At 47.7% G+C, this 20,861-nt stretch carries 14 protein-coding genes and 1 pseudogene; 12 read left to right on the top strand and 3 right to left on the bottom strand.

Annotated features, from left to right (window positions below):
- The first annotated feature begins 141 nt into the window (after positions 1 to 141).
- Positions 142 to 336 carry a hypothetical protein gene (locus QUB26_RS12530; RefSeq protein ID WP_236506337.1) on the top strand — a complete coding sequence of 65 codons (195 nt, stop codon included), beginning with the start codon at positions 142 to 144 and terminating at the stop codon, positions 334 to 336.
- A 151-nt stretch (positions 337 to 487) separates the two neighbouring features.
- Positions 488 to 682 (top strand): hypothetical protein, encoded by a 195-nt coding sequence (locus tag QUB26_RS12525; protein ID WP_333027259.1) that lies wholly within the window; start codon positions 488 to 490, stop codon positions 680 to 682.
- Positions 683 to 845: 163 nt separating this feature from the next.
- On the opposite strand, the gene QUB26_RS12520 is transcribed toward QUB26_RS12525, so the two are convergent.
- The 3 genes from QUB26_RS12520 to psaA form a co-directional block, all read right to left on the bottom strand.
- The gene (locus QUB26_RS12520; RefSeq protein WP_333238840.1) at positions 846 to 1,631 is read right to left on the bottom strand and encodes a hypothetical protein; all 786 of its coding nucleotides are present in this window, start codon (positions 1,629 to 1,631) and stop codon (positions 846 to 848) included.
- A gap of 251 nt (positions 1,632 to 1,882) precedes the next feature.
- The gene (psaB, locus tag QUB26_RS12515) at positions 1,883 to 4,111 is read right to left on the bottom strand and encodes a photosystem I core protein PsaB (protein WP_333318231.1); all 2,229 of its coding nucleotides are present in this window, start codon (positions 4,109 to 4,111) and stop codon (positions 1,883 to 1,885) included.
- Between the two features lie 110 nt (positions 4,112 to 4,221).
- The gene (gene psaA / locus QUB26_RS12510; protein ID WP_333057330.1) at positions 4,222 to 6,516 is read right to left on the bottom strand and encodes a photosystem I core protein PsaA; all 2,295 of its coding nucleotides are present in this window, start codon (positions 6,514 to 6,516) and stop codon (positions 4,222 to 4,224) included.
- A gap of 645 nt (positions 6,517 to 7,161) precedes the next feature.
- On the opposite strand from psaA, the gene QUB26_RS12505 reads away from it, so the two are divergent.
- The 10 genes and pseudogenes from QUB26_RS12505 (at position 7,162) to QUB26_RS12455 (ending at position 20,562) form a co-directional block, all read left to right on the top strand.
- The gene (locus QUB26_RS12505) at positions 7,162 to 8,724 is read left to right on the top strand and encodes a hypothetical protein (RefSeq protein WP_333318229.1); all 1,563 of its coding nucleotides are present in this window, start codon (positions 7,162 to 7,164) and stop codon (positions 8,722 to 8,724) included.
- A gap of 82 nt (positions 8,725 to 8,806) precedes the next feature.
- Positions 8,807 to 9,775 carry an arsenosugar biosynthesis arsenite methyltransferase ArsM gene (gene arsM / locus QUB26_RS12500; protein WP_333318227.1) on the top strand — a complete coding sequence of 323 codons (969 nt, stop codon included), beginning with the start codon at positions 8,807 to 8,809 and terminating at the stop codon, positions 9,773 to 9,775.
- Positions 9,776 to 10,057: 282 nt separating this feature from the next.
- Positions 10,058 to 10,720: a hypothetical protein gene (locus tag QUB26_RS12495; RefSeq protein ID WP_333318224.1), complete on the top strand. Its 663-nt coding sequence runs from the start codon at positions 10,058 to 10,060 to the stop codon at positions 10,718 to 10,720.
- Positions 10,721 to 10,823: 103 nt separating this feature from the next.
- Positions 10,824 to 13,973 (top strand): efflux RND transporter permease subunit, encoded by a 3,150-nt coding sequence (locus QUB26_RS12490; RefSeq protein WP_333318222.1) that lies wholly within the window; start codon positions 10,824 to 10,826, stop codon positions 13,971 to 13,973.
- The gene (rppA, locus tag QUB26_RS12485; protein WP_333238850.1) at positions 13,970 to 14,683 is read left to right on the top strand and encodes a two-component system response regulator RppA; all 714 of its coding nucleotides are present in this window, start codon (positions 13,970 to 13,972) and stop codon (positions 14,681 to 14,683) included. The genes QUB26_RS12490 and rppA overlap by 4 nt, the downstream gene beginning before the upstream one ends.
- A 1-nt stretch (position 14,684) precedes the next feature.
- Positions 14,685 to 16,016, top strand: coding sequence for a two-component system sensor histidine kinase RppB (gene rppB / locus QUB26_RS12480; protein WP_333238853.1), 1,332 nt, complete (start codon positions 14,685 to 14,687; stop codon positions 16,014 to 16,016).
- A 28-nt stretch (positions 16,017 to 16,044) separates the two neighbouring features.
- A complete protein-coding gene (locus QUB26_RS12475; RefSeq protein ID WP_333238855.1) occupies positions 16,045 to 16,206 on the top strand; it encodes a hypothetical protein in 162 nt (53 codons plus the stop codon).
- Between the two features lie 119 nt (positions 16,207 to 16,325).
- Entirely contained in the window at positions 16,326 to 17,762 is a 1,437-nt protein-coding gene (locus QUB26_RS12470) for a site-specific DNA-methyltransferase (protein ID WP_333238857.1), read from the top strand.
- Positions 17,743 to 18,740, top strand: a pseudogene (locus QUB26_RS12465) (type II restriction endonuclease). Before QUB26_RS12470 ends, QUB26_RS12465 begins: the two are co-directional and overlap by 20 nt.
- 181 nt (positions 18,741 to 18,921) lie before the next feature.
- Entirely contained in the window at positions 18,922 to 20,562 is a 1,641-nt protein-coding gene (locus QUB26_RS12455) for a thioredoxin-like domain-containing protein (protein ID WP_333238859.1), read from the top strand.
- Positions 20,563 to 20,861 lie beyond the last annotated feature (299 nt).

Raw genomic sequence — 20,861 nt, 5'->3', positions numbered from 1 at the left:
TGTCTACACCGGGGGCGATCGCTTTTTTTTATTTTTTCCACTATAGCATGATTAACTGTACTTACTCAAACATTATTGTACTTAATCGGACTGAGGATGGTAACATCAAGGAAAGTTGTTATTAATAGTTGATTATTCTTCGTGGCTAAAACTAATACTGCGATCGCGGTCAGTTCCGTGATCAAGGAAGTCATTCAAAAACAAGCCCAAGCGACCCGACTAACTCAGAAGGAAGTCGTGTACTTGGGAATGCTGGCAATTGATGCACTCGATAAGGAAAGCCGCCAAGAATTGGCTGACAAGGTGCATCAGATGCAGGTCAATGGCGAGATTTGAGGGGAAAAGGTCGATCGGCCTTTCCACATTTCCACTATAAACCCGTGTGTTTCGTCTTGTCAAGACGCGCTTAAGCAGTTTGCATCGCAGCTAAAAGCTCAGCTTAAAGGTGCTAAGATTTAGTCAAAGTTGTTAATCTCCGGTTAGTTTTGTGACTAGAGCCAGTACCGCCATTGGAGTCAGCCCCATAATTAAGGAACTTGTGCAGAAAAAGGCGCTAGCAACCAGGCTAACGCTGAAGGAAATCATCTATGTCGGGATGCTGGCGATCGATGAGTTGGACGAAAAGCGCTTGCAAGAGTTGGCTGATCAGGTGCATCAAATGCAGGTTAATGGCGAGATTTGAGGGGATGAGGGCGATCGGGCTTTTGGTGAAGTGAGGTTCGGGGCGATCGCTCTTACAGCTACTATAGTTGTAAGAACCATGTCATAAGCTTTCGCTTTACCCACCACAGATACCTTCTTGCTTCCAATAGACAATCTTAATGCGGTTGGGTACAAGCGGGTGGTTAGGTTCCCTGTACCTCTCGGTTATTACGAACCGAGTAACTCCAACCCCTATTGACATATCCTTTACTTTCCTTACTTTTTCTACTTTCAGTTGTCTCCTCGGAAAAATCGATTATCAATTCATCTTCGTTTTGGTGAGCTGGCGCCTCATAATACTCAGCAGCAAAACGATTTAGCACATTATCATATGTTATAAATTTATTTTTTCTGTCCACAGCAGTAGCCAGTATTAAGATGTCATTGATAGTGTTACGAATATTGCTTTTGCAGTTATGTTGAGCAGCAAACTCTGAAAACAGAGTCAACCCATTTTCTATTGTCGCTCTAGTTAGAGAGTAACAACGATAATTATTATCCAAAATGTATTTCAACCGTTTTTTTAGGTACTTCTGCTTTTGTTTAGATAAATGAGAAACACTGAGTTCATATACGCCATACTTTTTTTTGTTAATAACCTCAGCAATTGCTTCGTTTCCAAACTCACGATATGCAGAGAACTGACTGCCAAAGTCGATAATCACTTGGTCTGTCCGACAAGCACCTCCCTTGGCCCATTTAGGATTTCCAAAATGCTCGGAAATACCAAAATCACGTTCTCCTGAATTTAGTACCGAGTATCTAGCTGGATGAAGAATGTAGTAGTCAGGTTGCTTTGAGTCTCGGGGCTGAGCCAGTAAAAATTCATTAGCTGTAATTGATGAAATAGCTCGGCTTCCGTCGTGGACATCGTTCTCAATCTCCTTAAAACGATATGAAAGCACTTGTGTGTCAATAATTGTATTCACAACCCAGTCCTCTCGATAAACCACTTATCCCCGAAACTTGGGAACCTAACTACTCATTTTACTAGGCTCGCACTATACATTTCTCTGTAGGCTTCAATTATCGCAAACAGCTTTGACATAAAGGGTTTTGGAAAAACTCGATCGCCCTCAGATTCCTGATTAACAGCTTCAGTTAAGCAAAATATACAAAAAAATCCCCCGCCAGAAGGCAGGGGATTTGATTTAATTACCTACAAAACCAGAGTTCAGAGTTACCCGAATTTCCCGGCCGTCGAGGCAATTACAAAGGCCGCGTAAGTGAGGACGTTGCCCACAGTAAAGTGAACTAAGCCAACCAAACGACCTTGGACGATCGACAAAGCAACAGGCTTGTCTTTCCAGCGAACCAAGTTAGCCAAAGGAGTGCGCTCGTGAGCCCAAACCAAAGTCTCGATCAACTCTTGCCAGTAACCTCTCCAAGAGATCAGGAACATGAAACCAGTTGCCCAAACAAGGTGTCCGAATAAGAACATCCAAGCCCAGACTGACAAGTTGTTAGTACCATACGGGTTGTAACCGTTGATCAACTGAGAAGAATACAGCCAGAGGTAATCGCGGAACCAGCCCATCAGGTAGGTAGAAGACTCATTGAACTGAGCCACATTACCTTGCCAGATGCCCAGGTGCTTCCAGTGCCAGTAGAACGTTACCCAAGCTAGGGTATTCAACATCCAGAATACAGACAGGTACATGGCGTCCCAAGCAGAGATGTCGCAAGTACCGCCACGGCCGGGGCCGTCGCAAGGGAAAGCATAACCGAAGTCTTTTTTGTCCGGCATCAGCTTAGAACCGCGTGCATCCAGAGCGCCCTTGACCAAGATCAAGGTGGTGGTGTGCAAGCCTAGTGCGATCGCGTGGTGAACCAAGAAATCGCCAGGTCCGATCGCCAAGAACAGAGAATTAGTACCGCTGTTAATCGCGTCCAACCAGCCTGGGAGCCATACGTTGCCGTAGTTGGGCCAAGCGGTAGAAGCAATGCTGTCAGGGTTAGACAACAGCACATCCATGCCGTAGAGAGCTTTTCCGTGAGCAGCTTGGATGAACTGTGCGAACACTGGTTCAATCAAGATTTGCTTTTCAGGAGTTCCGAAAGCAACTACAACGTCATTGTGAACGTACAAGCCGAGAGTGTGGAAGCCCAAGAACAGCGACACCCAGCTCAAGTGAGAGATAATCGCTTCTTTGTGCTGCAACACGCGATCGAGCACGTTGCCTTTGTTTGCTTCAGGATCGTAGTCCCGCACCAAGAAGATAGCTCCGTGGGCGAAAGCGCCGACCATGATAAATCCAGCAATGTACTGGTGGTGAGTGTAAAGCGCAGCCTGAGTCGTGAAGTCCTTACCTATAAAAGCGTAGGGAGGCATCGCGTACATATGCTGTGCTACCAAGGAGGTAATTACACCCAAAGCAGCGAGGTGAAATGCCAGTTGGAAGTGCAGCGAGTTGTTGTAGGTTTCATACAAGCCTTGGTGAGGCAAGTTGAACTGTCCTTCACTCTTGCCGCCGATCAAACCAGCCTTAGAATCCAACATCTCTTTGATGCTGTGACCGATACCGAAGTTAGTCCGGTACATATGACCGGCAACGATAAACAGAACTGCGATCGCCAAGTGGTGGTGAGCGATGTCTGTCAGCCACAGGGATTCTGTTTGAGGGTGGAAGCCACCCAAGAAAGTCAGAATTGCGGTTCCCGCGCCTTCGGAAGTACCGAAGACATGGTTCGCTGCATCTGGATTCTCGGCGTATACGCCCCAGTTACCACTGAAGAACGGAGCCAAACCAGCCGGGTGAGGCGGGGTGGACAAGAAGTTTTCCCAACCTACGTGCTGTCCGCGAGATTCGGGGATAGCAACGTGAACCATGTGACCAGTCCAAGCCAAAGAGCTGACACCGAACAAACCAGCCAAGTGGTGGTTGAGGCGAGATTCAGCATTTTTGAACCAAGACAAGCTGGGGCGGTACTTGGGTTGGAGGTGCAACCAACCTGCGAACAGGAATACAGCGGCCAGCAGTAACAAGAAGATAGCTCCTTGATACAGGTCGGCGTTTGTCCGAATCCCTTGGGTGAACCACCAATGGTAGACACCGGAGTAAGAGATATCCACCGGGTTAGAAGCGCCCCCTTGAGTGAAAGCTTCTACTGCAGGAGCGCCGAATTGCGGGTCCCAAATCGCGTGAGCGATCGGGCGGACGTTTAGAGGGTCTTTAATCCACTGTTCAAAGTTACCTTGCCATGCTACGTGGAACAGGCTGCCCGATGTCCACAAGAAAATGATTGCTACGTGGCCGAAGTGAGAAGCAAAAATCTTTTGGTAAAGATTTTCTTCGGTCATGCCATCGTGGCTTTCAAAGTCGTGTGCTGTGGCAATCCCGTACCAGATCCGCCGTGTGGTCGGGTCTTGGGCAAGGTCTTGGCTAAATTTTGGAAATTTCGTTGCCATAAGCCTTGATTAATCCTGAATCCTGAACAAAATTGAAGGGATTCGGTTCGGAGTTTGGATTCTCGATTTGAGATTCCTCCCAAATCGAGAATCCAAAACCTAGGGGTAGTTTACCCTACCGAAATGATTCGCGCTAGGAAAAATGCCCACGTAGTGACAATTCCTCCTAGGAGGTAGTGAGCTACACCCACAGCCCGACCCTGAATAATGCTCAGAGCGCGAGGCTGAATCGACGGAGCTACCTTGAGCTTGTTGTGAGCCCAAACAATCGACTCAATCAGTTCTTGCCAGTAGCCGCGGCCGCTGAACAGGAACATCAAGCTGAAGGCGAAGACGAAGTGTCCAGCTAGGAACATCAGACCGTAGGCCGACAGTGCCGAACCGTAGGACTGAATCACCTGAGAAGCTTGCGCCCAAAGGAAGTCCCGCAGCCAGCCGTTAATCGTGATCGCACTTTGTGCGAAGTTGCCACCAGTAATGTGAGAAATTGTGCCGTCTGGCGATACTGTTCCCCACACGTCCGACTGCATTTTCCAGCTAAAGTGGAAAATCACGATCGAGATGCAGTTGTACATCCAGAACAAGCCTAGGAACACGTGATCCCAACCAGAAACTTGGCAGGTGCCGCCACGGCCGGGGCCGTCGCAAGGGAACCGGAAGCCCAAGTTGCCTTTGTCAGGAACCAAGCGAGAACTGCGTGCAAACAACACGCCTTTCAAAAGAATCAGGACTGTAACGTGAATGGTGAAAGCGTGGATGTGGTGGATCATGAAATCCGCCGTACCCAACTCGATCGGCATCATCGCTACTTTGCCGGCGACTACTACTGCACCGCCGCCAAAAGCATGGCTAACGATTTCCGTAGCATTAGGCGCTGTTGTGCCCGGAGCCAAAGCGTGGATGTTTTGCACCCACTGGGCAAATATCGGACGCAACTGAATCCCGGTATCCGAGAACAAATCTTGAGGACGACCGAAAGCCCGCATTGTGTCGTTGTGAACGTACAAACCGAAGCTGTGGAAGCCCAAGAATATACAAACCCAGTTCAGGTGGGAAATAATCGCATCTCTATGACGGATCACGCGATCCAACAAGTTGTTGACATTTCCAGCGGGATCGTAATCCCGAACCATGAAGATTGCTCCGTGAGCGGCTGCTCCAACAATCAGGAATCCGCCAATCCACATGTGGTGGGTGAACAGGGATAGCTGAGTCGGGTAGTCGGTCGCGATGTACGGATACGGAGGCATCGCGTACATATGTTGGGCGACGATGATGCTCAAAGAGCCCATCAGTGCCAAGTTAATCGACAGTTGCGCGTGCCAAGAATTAGTCAGGATTTCGTAGAGACCTTTGTGACCTTCACCAGTGAAGGGGCCTTTGTGGTTCTCTAGGATTTCTTTCATGCTGTGGCCGATGCCCCAGTTCGTCCGGTACATATGACCAGCGACGATGAATAGCACTGCCAAAGCTAAGTGGTGGTGTGCTGTATCAGTCAGCCACAAACCGCCTGTGGTGGGGTTCAGACCGCCTTTGAAGGTCAGGAAGTCTGTATATGCGCCCCAGTTGAGGGTGAAGAAGGGGGTTAAACCTTTAGCGAAACTCGGGTAGATGTCAGCCATCAAGCCCGGTGTCAAAATCCACTCGTGCGGCAGGGGGATGTCGGCAACTGTTTTGATCAGCTTACCGCCGACTGTCAGCGGTGCACCTGCATCGATCGCGTCCATGCAAGCATTGATCGGCAGAGCCACGTGAATTTGTTGTCCTGCGAAGCCCAAGCACCCGCAGCCTAACAAAACTGCCAAGTGGTGGTTCATCATCGATTCCACGTTCTGGAACCATTCCAGTTTCGGAGCGCGGACGTGATAGTGGAACCAACCGGCAAACAGCATCAAAGCTGCCATTACCAGGGCGCCGATCGCAGTGCAATATAGCTGGTATGAGTTAGTGATGCCGTTGGCGCGCCACAGTTGGAATAGACCAGAGGTGATCTGAATCCCGTGAAAGCCGCCGCCTACATCTGCATTTAAAATTTCTTGACCAAAAATCGGCCAGACCACTTGAGCGCTGGGCTTGATGGCTGTAGGATTTGTCAGCCAAGCTTCGTAATTGGAAAATTTAGCGCCGTGGAAATATGCGCCGCTCAACCATACGAAGATTACTGCCAAGTGGCCGAAGTGAGCGCTAAAGATTTTGCGCGAAACGTCTTCTAAGTCACTTGTATGACTGTCAAAGTCGTGAGCGTTAGCGTGGAGGTTCCAAATCCAAGTGGTGGTTTTTGGCCCCTTAGCTAGAGTGCGATCAAAATGACCGGGTTTTGACCACTTCTCGAAAGAAGTTGGAACCGGATTTTTATCGACTACTACCCTAGCTTTTACCTCTCGCTCTGGAGGACTAATGGTCATGAAGACTCTCCTCTCGGTAAGACAAGGAACGAGAACTGAACACTGTACCGGACACTCCCCACGCTTGATTAGGCGGGGGATTCTCGAAAAAGCCGACACTTCACTGCACTTGACTCTTTGCAGAGCTAGACGCAGGTGCATCGTCTCCCCAAGCATTTTGCTTCTCTGAAGAAGCCAGTTTCCCAGTGTCGCTAACAATGTGCCTGGGTACTGCCAACTCTTCTCGCTATCTGGAGCCGCCGATCGCGTCCTTGATTCAGACTTGATACTGCTGCTCCTTTTGAGGGAGTTTTATGAATTATAAGCTTGCTAGAGGAGTATTAATCGCTTGTTAACAATACTTAAAAAAGCCTATATTCTTGATGTAATAACGCCTTTAAATCCCACAGTCGCTCTAAAAAGTCAAGGGGTACTGCCATTAACTTTACAAAACTCAAAGATAAGGTAATTTAGGAATACTCATTTGTAGATATATGTTTGGGAAAAAGGCTGCAGCAATTAAGAGTAGGAGAGGATGGGTTGCCCGCTGCTGCCTCAATCCGGGTTCCTACGCGGCTTTGGAATTCCAAAGCCGGCAATTCCCCAATACTAAATTCATTTTTGGGCTATAGTTCCCTATGAGAAGGCTTCTAGGAGTATGGTTGCGTGATTGGGATCAATTGGCACAGAACGGTTGCGGGCAGGCTGCTGGCATTGTTGGCAGCAGCAATATTAATGTTGGGTTTAGCAAGTTGTGGCGCGGGCAATCCCGAATTGCCCAAACCAGGGAACAAGAGCGGCTCAGCTACCGCCCCAGTAAACAGAATCTCAGAGGTTTCTCCCCCAGAAGCCATTCAACAACTGCGTCAGGCTCTAGAAATCTACCAGCCTCAAATTAGTATTTTGAATCCAAAACCTGACGAAGTGCTTCAGGATATAAATGTATCTGTTGAGTTCCAAGTGAAGGACTTGCCCATTTTCAAAGATGCAAACTTGGGTTTGGGCCCCCATCTGCAAGTTTTATTAGACAACCAACCTTATGCAGCAGTTTACGACATCAACCAACCTTTAACGCTGTCGAATTTAGAACCCGGAACCCATACCCTGCAAGTGTTTGCCGCTCGCCCTTGGGAAGAAAGCTTTAAAAACGAAGGTGCCGCAGCTCAAACCACCTTTCACGTTTTTACCAAAACAGACAATAATAATCCCGATCGAACATTGCCCCTATTAACGTACAACAGCCCGCAGGGCAGCTACGGGGCCGAGCCCATCCTGCTCGACTTTTACTTGACAAATGCCCCCCTGCACGAAGTGGCGCAAGAAAATTCCCAAGATGAAATACTCGATTGGAAAATTCGAGCCACAGTCAACGGCCAAAGCTTTGCGATCGACCAGTGGCAACCTATATATCTTAAAGGATTCAAATCAGGGAAAAACTGGGTACAGCTAGAATTAATTGACGAACGGGGAAATATCGTCAAAAACGCCTTTAATAATACAGTCAGACTGATAAATTTCCAACCGCTCGGCCAAGAGCCTCTTTCAAAATTAGTGCGGGGCGAACTAACAGCAGCAGAAACTCGCGGTATAGTCGATCGTACCTACCAAGCCCCCGCTCCCACACCAACCCCAACCCCCGAACCGACACCGACACCTGCATTAGAAAAAACACCAGTTGTCCAACCCTCACCAGCGGTTCCAGAAACCCCTGTTACCCAACCGAGCTTAGAGCCAACACTCGCTCCCGAAGTTGCTCCCATTCAAGTAATAGAACCGACACCGACAGCAACCCCCCAACTCGAAGCGCCGAAAATTGTAGAACCAGTTCAAATAATAGAACCGACACCGGCAGCAACTCCACAGTTAGAAATCCCGAAAGTTGTTGCACCAGTTCAAGTAATAGAACCGACCCCAACAGCATCTCCCCAAACAAAAAAACAGGAATATAAAGGATACTACAATCGGTTCCGCAACTTCTTGCGTGAAGAACCGCAACCTGCTAATTTTTCAGAGCCACCAACCCTGCCAGAAATAACAGGAAAAGCTCCAGTACCAAAAGTAGTCGCTCCCGCGATACCAGAACAATCTCCCAATCTTGTACCGCCAACGCCACCAGTTGCCGCTGAAACTCCTAGCCAGCCAACTACCCAATTAGCAGATCCCAAAACAACTGCTTCCGAACCAGAAAATCCGCCCAAATCCGAACAAAAAGTCGAATTTGCCACCTAACAAAATCTTTCTGGGCTTCGTGGCATGGCGTCCCGCCCGTGATCCATCTGCGGTCAAAAATCAAAAATTAGGACACTAAAAAATGACCTACCTCGAAACAGCAGCCAAATTCTACAGCGATGTTGCCGAAACACCCCAAATCGGACTTTGCTGCGTCCAAAGCAGCCCCTTGCAATTGCCAGGATTAAAAATTCCCGAACAAATGCAAGAAATGAATTACGGCTGTGGCACAACCGTTCACGCCGCCGAACTCGTCGGCAATCCCTTCGTGCTTTATGTAGGCGTCGGCGGCGGCTTGGAAGCACTACAATTTGCATATTTTTCTAGACACAAAGGAGCAGTTATTGCCGTCGATCCGGTTCCAGCAATGCGAGATGCGGCTGCACGAAACTTACAAATTGCCGCCCACGAAAATGATTGGTTTGATCCGAGTTTTGTGGAAATTATAGAAGGCGATGCTTTTGCGTTGCCGGTGCCGGATGCTTCTGTAGATGTTGTCGCCCAAAACTGCTTGTTTAATATCTTTGAACCGGCGGATTTAGCTAAAGCATTAAAAGAGACTTATCGGGTGTTAAAACCGGGTGGCAGATTGTTGATGAGCGATCCGATCGCAACTCGCCCCATTCCCCAGCATTTGAAGGAAGACCAACGCTTGCGGGCCTTGTGTTTGTCCGGCGCTTTGACATACGCAGAATACGTTCAACACCTTGTAGACGTGGGTTTTGGGCAAGTCGAAGTGCGGGCGCGCCGTCCTTACCGATTGCTGGACAAACACAATTATCAATTGGATGCGGATTTGCTGTTAGAAAGCCTAGATTCGGTGTCTTTCAAAGTGGATGTACCCGATGACGGAGCTTGCATTTTTACTGGCAAGACGGCGATTTATACGGGGTCTGAAGAGCTGTTTGATGACGGGGCTGGTCACGTTTTGCAGCGGGGAGTTCCGGCGGCGGTGTGCGATAAAACTGCTGGGAAGTTGGGGGGATTAATGCCCGATAAGGTGTTAATTACGGATTCGACTTGGCATTATAACGGCGGCGGTTGCTGTTAGATTTATTTCGGAATAATCTGGCTGTAATCTTTTGGGAATAGAGCATTTCTCAAAGAAGTGAGGTGTGGGCGCTTCCTATGCCCTCTTTTCACCTCATGTTAGTGAGCAATTGTATAGAGGTCTCTAATTTTAGACTTCGCCTCAAATTTTCATCAAATTTTTATTTCCCCCTGACATCCTAGCGGGAGAAGGTTCACAACTCTGAAGTAACGCATAGATTGCTCTTGAGAGGAGTGGCTGTTTTCATCACACCCGTTTGCTAAATGTGAGGAGGAAATTTTTATGCTATCGAAATCTTTAAATTCAAGTTCATTATCGATCGTCCGTTACGGATCTAGTTTTGTTTTGGGATTAGTGTTGTGCACGGCTTCGGCCCCGGTGCTGTCGCACGTTGGGCATGACAACGAGTTTGCAGGTGGGGATGCGGCGAAGATTATGCAGCCGATCGAGGTCGATGCCAGTAAAGCAACCGCATTGGGAATTAAGACAGAGGCGATCGCCCCTACAACCGATGGAGGTATTGTCAAAGTTCCCAGCACCAGCTTAGTTGATGCCAATGGGCAAAAGCTCGTCTACATCCAGGAAGGAACAACCTACAAACCAATCTCAGTTCAGATTGGTAGCGACTCTGGAGATGTGGTGGAAATTAAAGAAGGCAATTTAGTTCCGGGAAATCAGATTGTGATGCAGGGGGCAACGTTTTTGTACTCGGAGGCATTGCGAGGTAAACCGCAGGCCCAAACCCAGGCATCACCCGCTACATCGCCAGTCGAAACGCAGGCATCACCCGCTACATCGCAAGCAGAAACCCCAGCATCGCCTACTACATCGCAAGCAGAAGCGCAGCCTGCTCAAGGATCGTCACCTTTGATGTGGGTAGCAGGCGCAGGAGTTTTACTGGTGGGTGGATTCGCCGTCTTTGGGTTAAAAGGCAAGGGCCAGTAGACATTCAAAAACCAAGATTTTTGGTAACAGTCGATCGCGACGGAGTAAAACTCTTTACTCCGTCTCCTAAAAGCTTGCCTAATGCTATCCAAATTTCATTTTTATGTTAAACGTCATCCCCAAATGGTCTATTGCTCAACGATGGTTAGTGGTGTTCGGGGCGATCGCCCTAACCATCTGGAGTACACATACTGTAAGTCGAATGCCCCTCGATGTCTTGCCCAACTTTGCGCCCCCTCAAGTAGAAGTACAGACAGAAGCACCCGGTCTGGCCCCGGAAGCGGTGGAATCGCTGGTGACTTTACCGCTAGAAAGTGCGGTCAACGGGACACCTGGAGTTGAAGTCGTCCGTACCTCCTCAGCCGTAGGAATTTCTGTATTGCGGGTGGTGTTTAAGTGGGGAACTGACCCCTATCAAGCTCGTCAACTCGTGGCAGAGCGATTACAGGACGCGCAAGACCGATTACCCGAAGGAATTGGTACACCGCAGATATCGCCCCTAGCTCCCCCCATCGGAACGGTGATTCAATATGCGTTCACGTCTGACACTACATCGATCATGGAAGTGCGACGTTTGGTGGATGGCAAAGTCAACAATCGATTGTTGGCAGTTCCAGGCGTATCGCAAGTGCTGGTTTACGGCGGAGATTTGCAGCAGTTTCAGGTGATTGCGAATCCTGAAAAACTCCAAGCGTTGAAGGTTTCCCTTCAGGAAGTCGTCAAGGCGGCAAACGAGGCAAATGCCAAAACCGCCGGTGGATTGTTGATTGACCCCGATCGCGAATTAGTGATTCAGGGACAGGGACAAATCCAGACGATCGAAGATTTGCAAAAAGCGGTCGTCAAGGTGCAGGAAGGAAAAGCGATTCTACTGCGGGATGTGGCAGAGGTGAAGATTGGGGCTGCACTCCAGCGAGGCGATGCCAGTTGGAATCGTCAACGCGCTGTGGTGGTGATGGTGAACAAGCAACCGTTGGTAGATAGTCCCACCGTCACGCAAGCCATCATCGAGGCGATGGAGGAAATTAAACCGGGTTTACCCCAAGATGTGAAGGCGAATGTCACTTTCCGGCAAGATGCCTACATTGATGCCTCAGTTGGTAATGTGCGATCGGCGTTGATCGAAGGCAGTTTGGTTGTCGCAGCCATTCTGATTCCCTTTCTGATGAACTGGCGCACCCTCACCGTCTGTTTGCTGGATTTCTTTCTCACGCTACTGTTCTCGCTGTTAGTGTGTTCTTGGATCGGGCTGGAACTCAACACCATGACTCTCGGCGGATTGGTAGTGGCGATCGGGACAGCAGTGGATGATGCGATCGTCTACTGCGAAAATACCGATCGCCGCTTACGGGAAAATCGCCTCTCGCCCAATCCCAAGCCACCACTAGAGATTATTTTTGAGGGTTCTCAGGAGGTGCGCGAGTCGCTGATTGGAGCGACGTTAATTGGGATTATTGTCTTTTCACCGATTTTCACCCTCTCTGGGGTAGAGGGGCGGATCTTCACCCCCATGGGCATTGCCTACCTAGTGGTGGTTGTCATCTCCAGCCTGGAATCGCTAGTAATCTCCCCTGCATTGTGTGCCATTCTGCTGCCCCACAGCCGGATGCAGACGACAGAACCCTTCCTAGCCCGGTGGTCTAAACAACTTTACGATCCGTTGCTGCGAATGGCGATGCGTCGCTCTACCTTAATTTTAGGATTGGCCACAGCCTCAATGGTGGCGGCAATGTTGATTGTGCCGACGTTAGGACGGGATTTTCTGCCAACGTTCCAGGAACGATCGCTCATGAATGCGATCGCCCTTTATCCGGGTTCCTCACTCGAAGCAACCAATCGCGTTGGCTTAGCGATTCAAACCGCCCTTAAGGATGACCCCCGGTTTGAATCAGTACAACTGCGATCGGGGCGTGCTCCGGGCGACCCGGATGCGGCATCGGTGAACTTGGCACACTTGGACGTGGAACTGAGTGAAGCTGCGATGCAAAACCGTCCTGCCTCGATTGAAGCCTTGCGGGAGGCATTGGGTCAGTTTCCGGGAGTTGCCACCAATGTGGGTGGATTTATCAGTCACAGGATGGATGAAGTGTTGTCGGGGGTCAGGAGTGCGATCGCCATTAAAGTATTCGGCAATGACCTGCAAGAACTACGCCGCATTGGAGAACAAATCGAAGCCGCAATGAAAGACGTGAAGGGATTGGTAGACCTTCAGCTTGAGCCCCAAATACCGATCCGTCAAGTACAAATTCAATTTAATCGGGATGCAGCCGCCCGCTACGGATTGACGATCGCCCAATTGTCCGATTTCACCGAAACAGCCCTGAATGGTCGCGTGGTTGGTCAGGTGCCGGATGGTCAACAGTTGGTAGATGTGTTGGTTTGGGTCAACGAATCAGCCCGTCGCAATCTCAACACGATTCGCAACCTCCAAATTAATGCCCCAACAGGTCAAATTATCCCGCTTTCGCAAGTGGCAAAGGTTGAGTTTGGCAATGGGCCCAATACGATTAACCGGGAAAACGTCTCGCGTTTAATTGTAGTGTCAGCCAACGTACAGGGACGCGATGTTGCTTCGGTCGTCGATGACATTCGCTCCAAGGTTAAGCAATCAGTGCAACTGCCCCAAGGCTACTATATTCAGTACGGCGGACAGTATGAGTCGGAACAACGCGCTGCTCAAAACTTCCTAATTTTCGGAATATTAGCAGTGCTAGCGATCGCGGTATTGATGTACTTCACGGTGAAATCCGTTCCTGCCATGCTGATGGTGATGATCAACTTACCATTGGCACTGGTAGGGGGTGTTATCTCAGTCCTGCTGACGGGCGGCGTTATCTCAGTTCCGTCAATGGTGGGCTTTGTGACGCTGTTTGGCGTAGCGACGCGCAATGGATTGCTGCTCGTAGACAACTACAACACCAAAATGGCGCAAGGAATGCCGCTTCCCAAGGTCATTTTGGAAGGCTCGATGGAACGGTTGCTGGCGATTCTAATGACTGCACTCACCTCGGCATTGGGGATGGTTCCTCTGGTCTTAAGCGGTGGGGCTGGTAAGGAATTGTTGCAGCCTTTGGCGATCGTTGTCCTAGGCGGACTCTTTACCTCAACTGCTCTCACCCTACTGGTTCTACCTGCATTGTATGCTCGATTTGGGAAGTATCTGATGCCTAAACGGGTGATGAAAGTGCCCGATCTGAGAAACTATGGCATTGAGCAGACACCAACGACAGGGGATGAGGTAACGATCAAATGAGAATTCTGCTGGCGGAAGACGAACCCGATTTGGGTGCGATCGTGCAACGCACCTTGAGCCGAGAAAAGTACCTGGTGGATTGGGTGCAAGATGGCACAACTGCTTGGAACTATCTGGAAGACCAATGGATCGAGTACACGGTTGCCATTTTTGACTGGTTGCTGCCGGAAATCTCTGGCGTCGAACTATGCCAACGCTTGCGCCAGCAGAATAATCCTTTACCCGTTTTGATGTTGACGGCAAAAGATCGCACGGAGGATATGGTAGCTGGGCTGGATGCTGGGGCTGATGACTATTTGATGAAACCGTTTGTGAAAGCGGAGTTGTTAGCTCGGTTGCGAGCTCTTCAGCGACGGGGACGGAGTTTGTCGCCAGAACAGTCGCCATATTTCAATCCTGCCCAACTTGAGGCGGGGCGATTGCTGCTTGACTATACTAAATCCATCATCTGCACTACGGATGACGAAGGACAGCTAAGGGTGATTCCTCTGACGGCTAATGAGTTTCGGTTACTGGAATATTTCATGCAGCATCCGAACCAAATCCTCACGCGCGATCGACTTTTGACTCGGCTGTGGGATGTGGATACTGACCCGATGAGCAATGTAGTTGCTGCTAGAATTCGTCTGTTGCGCCGCAAGCTGGCAGATTATGGCTGTGACGGAATGATTGAAACGGTTCATGGATTCGGGTATCGCTTGAACAAGTAATATGCACTCCAACAAACTATTTAACCGCACCCGCTGGCAACTTGCAGGTTGGTACGCGATCGTCATTGGGTTGTTGTTAGGTATATGCGGTGTTGCAGTCTATCAGGTTGTGTTTCACACGCAGCGATACATTCTCCAGCAAAAACTACAGTCCTTAGCCGGAACGCTGCATGACACTATCGAACCACAATTACAACAACCGGGACAGCTTTCATCCAGCTTGAAAACTATTTTGCCCGGTTTATGTCTGTGGAATGAAAACTGTTACTCTTCAGGCAATAACGGGGCGCGACATACTGCTAGGGTGTTTCAGCAGGAGGGATATTATCTCCGCTTTTTAGACCAATCTGGGGAAATATTAGCAAAGGTTGGAGAGCAGCCGGATGTATTAGAAAACTTTGCACCAAAAGAGTTTTGGCAAATTCTGCATCTTTCTAATGGCGATCGCTTTTATCAAATTTCTTTATTACTAAGAACAAACAGCGGTTTGCCTTGGGGTTATATGCAAATTGGGCGATCGCTCAAAGAATGGGATGCTTATCTGAGCACTTTGCGATTGTTGCTCTTTTTAGGCTTACCCTTGGTCATGCTGCTAGTGGGAGGAGCTAGTTGGTGGCTATCTGGATTAGCGATGCGACCAATTTATCAGTCCTATCTCCAGATGCAACAATTCACCTCCGATGCCGCTCATGAATTGCGAACGCCTCTGGCTGTCATTCAGGCTACTGTTGAGGATACTCGTCTGGCTGAAGATTTACCGGAGGTTAGTCAAAACCTCGATATTATCGAACGACAAAACATCCGCCTTTCTAGGTTAGTGAAAGATTTATTGTTTATTTGTAGACTTGAGCAACAACAGATTCCGACTCAATTGCAGCATTGCTGTTTCAACTATCTGATTGGCGATTTAGTAGAAGAACTTGCAGGTTTAGCAATGGTGGGTGAGGTGGAATTGAAGTTAGAAATTCGTGCTTCGCGAGCCGTTGTAATTCTTGGGGATGAAGCCCAACTTTACGGGATGGTGACAAACTTAATTACCAATGCGATTAACTACACTCCCCCAGGAGGGCTAATCCTTGCCATCCTCGATTGCACCGACAAGGAAGCCATAATTCAAGTTCAAGATACAGGTGTTGGTATCAACCCAGCCGAACAAACGCGAATTTTTGATCGTTTCTACCGAGTGCAGAGCGATCGTTCTAGAGCCACGGGTGGTGCTGGATTAGGGCTATCGATTGCAAGTGCGATCGCAGTGGCTCATCAAGGCAGCATTCAAGTCCAGAGTGAGTTAGGAAAAGGCAGTACATTTACAATCCGTCTACCACTCAAATGAGAACAATATTACTCCGATCGCGTCAAGATTGCCTTTGCAAGGGGAACCGCCGAATATCAAGCTGTGGGTTAACTCGATCGTAAGTGCGATCGAGCAGAATAAAATTAACGGTGTATTGGTGATTATGGAAAATAACAGCCGGGAAAACCAAGGAGAAAATTGGGGTTCAGCCAGAGGGGATAATTTCTGAAGCGGTTAATTCTCTGGTTCGTCAGAGAGAATTTACAAGGGTAGCGACATCTACCCGTTCTTTGATTGGAGATACTGGTATACTACGATCGACAGTTAGTTATTTAATAATTTGTAGTCATGGTAAATATATCAAGCATCTCCAACATAGCCCCTGAAGTGGAAAATGACTTTCTGGAAGAGATTGATAACCTTGACAGGCAATTACACGATCGCTTTCAAGACAAGTTTGTAGTCCAGCCCTCGCTTACCCGACTTTTGGTTAGTTTTCAGGCTAACAAAACTAGACCCATTTATAGGTGGTACAAGTATAAGGAAGCTTTCTCCGCTTCTCTGGTAGAGTTCTTATTCCAACAATATCAAGTCATTCAAGGCAAGATTTTAGATCCTTTTACAGGTAGTGGAACTGCTTTATTTGCTGCTAGCGACTTGGGAATAGATGGTGAGGGCATTGAATTATTACCTATTGGTCAACATATAATTAATACCAAAATTATTTTAGACACTGCCTTCACTATTGATGATTTTCAGCGGCTAAAGACATGGTTTAATTTGCAAATATGGAAAAAATTTGAAAACCCTGTCACTCTGCCAGAATTGAGAATTACTAAAGGGGCTTACTCCGAAGAAACTAAAATAGAAATTGAGCAATATCTTGGAGCTTGTTATCAAGAAAATACCAAGATTCAATCAGTTTTAGTCTTGACTTTACTGTGTGTTTTAGAATCCGTAAGCTATACACGCAAAGATGGACAGTATCTTCGTTGGGATTACCGTTCGGGTCATGGCACGTCAAAGAAGTCCTTCAATAAAGGTGAGGTTCTTGAGTTCAGTCAAGCTATTACCCAAAAATTTAATGAACTTGTTAACGACTTAGAACCTCCTACACAACAACTTGAGCTTTTTCAAACTCAGAATCATCAACAAGGCAAAATTAATTTGCATCAAGGTTCTTGTCTGAAGATAATGCCCGATTTGCCGGACTCTACCTACGATGCAATCATCACATCTCCACCCTACTGCAATCGATATGACTATACTCGCACCTATGCACTAGAGCTGGCTTTACTAGGAATTTCTGAAAAGGAATTAATTAATCTGCGTCAGGAAATGCTAAGTTGTACGGTTGAGAATCACCCCAAAGATTTATTGGCTATCAATCCGGCTTGGGAAGTAGCTTTAAGTATTGCTAATTCGCAAACTCTCTTGCAGGCTATCTTAAGATATTTGGACAGCCAAAAGTCACAGGGTATATTGAACAACAATGGTATACCAAGAATGGTAAGAGGATATTTCTATGAAATGGCTTGCGTAATACAAGAAAGCTTTCGTATCCTTAAACCAGGGGCATTTTTGTTTATGGTTAATGACAATGTGCGCTACGCAGGTATAAGTATTTCAGTGGACCTGATTCTTTCTGATTTCGCTGAAAAACTCGGCTTTATTACGGAAAATATTCTCGTTTTACCAGGTGATAAGGGGAATAGTAGTCAACAGATGGGAAACTATGGACGCGCTCCTTTGAGGAAGTGCGTTTATGTATGGAAAAAACAATAACTGGATACCTATGTGTGCTTATCGTAACCACCTTCAATCCAGTGACGATCTTGTCACAACCTATGAAGACACTCGTGCGGGTTTTGTTGCACTTGCCCTGGAAAAAAATCGACGCGCTACACCTTACGTCGCCCAAGCAAGAGCACTTCAAGAAGCTGCTGGTCAAGCTGAGAGTCCTGCTGATTTGTTAAATGTTAAGGGCATTGAAATGGGATTGTTGACTGCGGCAGGATTATCGGATAAGTCTCTTGCTCATTTGATGCCAAATGATAAAATTGAAGCTATCAATGGTCTAATCAGGAATTTTCTTGAGCCAGCAGGCACAAATTTTGTGGAGGAATTGGTCTTTAGATTTCTACTGACTCGTGGTGACACGCTTGGTGGCTCAATGCGTAATGTTGGCGGAGCATTAGCACAAAGAAAACTAACTCGTGCTATCCTCTCGACTCTCACCATTGCTGGTAAGAGATATTACTGGCAACACTCAAAGACAAAAAAGTGGATAGCCATGACAAATGATGACACAGAAATTGAGTTGTCTTTACGTGGGATAAGTTGGGAGAGCGAGCTGGGTAATCGCACATTGATTTATAACCTAACTGTTCCGCTAGTCAGGAGCAATGTGGATTTATGTTTATTTAATCTTGCCCCGACGGAGTTGGTAGCCAGTCAATCCAGTGCAATTGACCCATCTATGGTGGCACCTTATGTTATTGCATTGGGCGAACTTAAAGGCGGAATCGATCCTGCAGGTGCAGATGAGCATGGAAAACGGCACAAGCGGCACTAAATCGCATACGCGAAGCTTTTTTCCGGGTTGGACATTCACCTCTGACTTTCTTTGTGGGTTCAGCGGTGGCGACAAGGATGGCGGGTGAAATTTGGCATCAACTGGAAAACGGGACTCTCACTAATGCTGCAAATCTGAATGAGGAGAATCAAGTTGCATCTATTTGTCGTTGGTTATGTAATTTATAAAAGCAACAACCGTTTTGACTCCGTGTCGGTTTTACCATCCTCCGTCGCCCCCCTCTTGTGCCACAGCCATCTTCGCTGTGTCCACAAGCCCTCGTTTAACCTCCCCTTTTCCCCATCCTGCCAAACTTCCCGCTAAATTAAAGAAGTAAAAAAATCATTCACGTCCTACCCAGGAGATGCCATGCCTCGCGTCAGAGCACCAGAATTCCCCGGAAACTACCCCTGGCTGAATACCGAAAAACCTTTATCCATTGAATCCTTAAAAGGGCGCGTCGTCCTCCTCGACTTCTGGACGTACTGCTGCATCAATTGCTTGCACGTCCTGCCAGACTTAAAATACCTCGAACAAAAATATAAAGATTCCCTCACGGTTATCGGCGTTCACTCGGCTAAATTTGAAAACGAAAAAGAAGTAGAAAACATCCGCCAAGCTATCCTCCGCTACGATATCGAACATCCTGTAATCGTTGACAGCGGCATGAAAGTTTGGCAAAGCTATGCCGTTCGGGCTTGGCCGACTTTAATGGTGATCGATCCTGAAAGTTATGTCGTTGGCTTTGTTTCCGGTGAAGGCAATAGAGAAGCACTTGACGAGTTAGTTGGCAAGTTAATTGCTGAATACAAAGATAAAAATGCGCTCAAATTTAAACAACTCAGTTTTAGCTTAGAAAAACAGCGCAAACCTGTATCAACACCGCTGGCTTTTCCCGGTAAAGTGCTGGCATTTGCGATCGCTGCAACGGAGGCAAAACACCTTCACCAACAGGTCGCGCTTTTGGGCGAAATGAGTCAGGAAAATGAATCTGTAGATGCAACTGTATTGCCAGGGCCGGCTAATTCAGTTATACAAAACTTGGTGGGTTCTTGCTTATTTATTGCCGATTCCGGCCACAATAGGATTGTTGTCAGCACCCTCGAAGGTGAGGTGCTGCACGTCATCGGTAGCGGAAAACCTGGTTTAACTGATGGGAACTTTGAAGAAGCTGAGTTTTTTGCACCTCAAGGTATGGCTTTTGATGCAGAAAGTCAAATTCTATATGTTGCTGATACGGAAAATCATGCTGTCAGAAAGATTGATTTTACGACTCAACGGGTAGAAACTGTTGCTGGTACCGGCGAACAAAGTCACGAAATTTCACCCCGCAGTGGCAAGGGTTTAGAAACGCAATTGAATTCGCCTTGGGATTTAGAAAGAGTTGGAAACAGACTTTTTATTGCAATGGCGGGTTCCCATCAAATTTGGGAAATGCAGTTAGATACTGGCACGATCGCCACTTACGCGGGTATTGGCCGAGAATCCTGTGTTGACGGAAGTCTTGCAGAATCTGCTTTTTCTCAGCCCAGCGGCTTGTCTACCGATCGATCGGAGTTGTTTGTTGCTGACAGCGAAATTAGTTCGATTCGCGCTGTGGGTATTGATGAAGACCCCAAGGTGCGTACAGTCTGCGGTAGCGGTGAATTGTTTGGTTTTGGGGATAAAGATGGTCGCGCTGAGGAGGTAAGGTTGCAGCACTGTTTGGGTGTTGAATACGCTCAAAATTACCTGTGGGTGGCTGATACTTACAATCACAAAATTAAGCGGATCGACCACCGGGGCGGTACGTGCAGAACAATGATTGGAGATGGTACTGCAGGTTTGGTTGATGCTAAAGGTCTCAAGGCTCGATTTTTTGAACCTTCAGGGTTGAGTGCGATCGGGCCTCATTTGTTTGTTGCTGATACTAACAATCATGTAATTCGGAGAGTTGAGTTGGATACGCTGGAAGTCACAACTTTGGATTTCCCCAGTTTGTGCGCTCCAGAGGTTTGTTTTCCTGATTAAGTCGATCGACCTTTTTGACATCAGGCACGGTTTTCAATTCTCGTGATTACCAGATTGATTGTGGTAAGGTAGGGTGCTCTTCGGCCCACCTTACCGCAATTTTCCAGCAAAGTAAGTTAACCTAATTATTCGCGGTAAGTGCAGTGCCTCACCCGCAATTCACTCATGGATGCAGAACCTCTATATTTAGGGTGTACGGCCAAAGAACACCTAACCGATATAAGGAATGAAAATTAAATAACTTCCACTCTTGAAAGTGGGATGGGCGTCCCGCCCGTCCAAAAAGGACGGGCGGGACG

The organism is Microcoleus sp. B4-C1, assembly GCF_036705285.1.
GTDB lineage: Bacteria > Cyanobacteriota > Cyanobacteriia > Cyanobacteriales > Microcoleaceae > Microcoleus.
The sequence above is the reverse complement of the archived record's forward strand: the minus strand, read 5'-3'. Positions and strand labels throughout refer to the sequence as shown.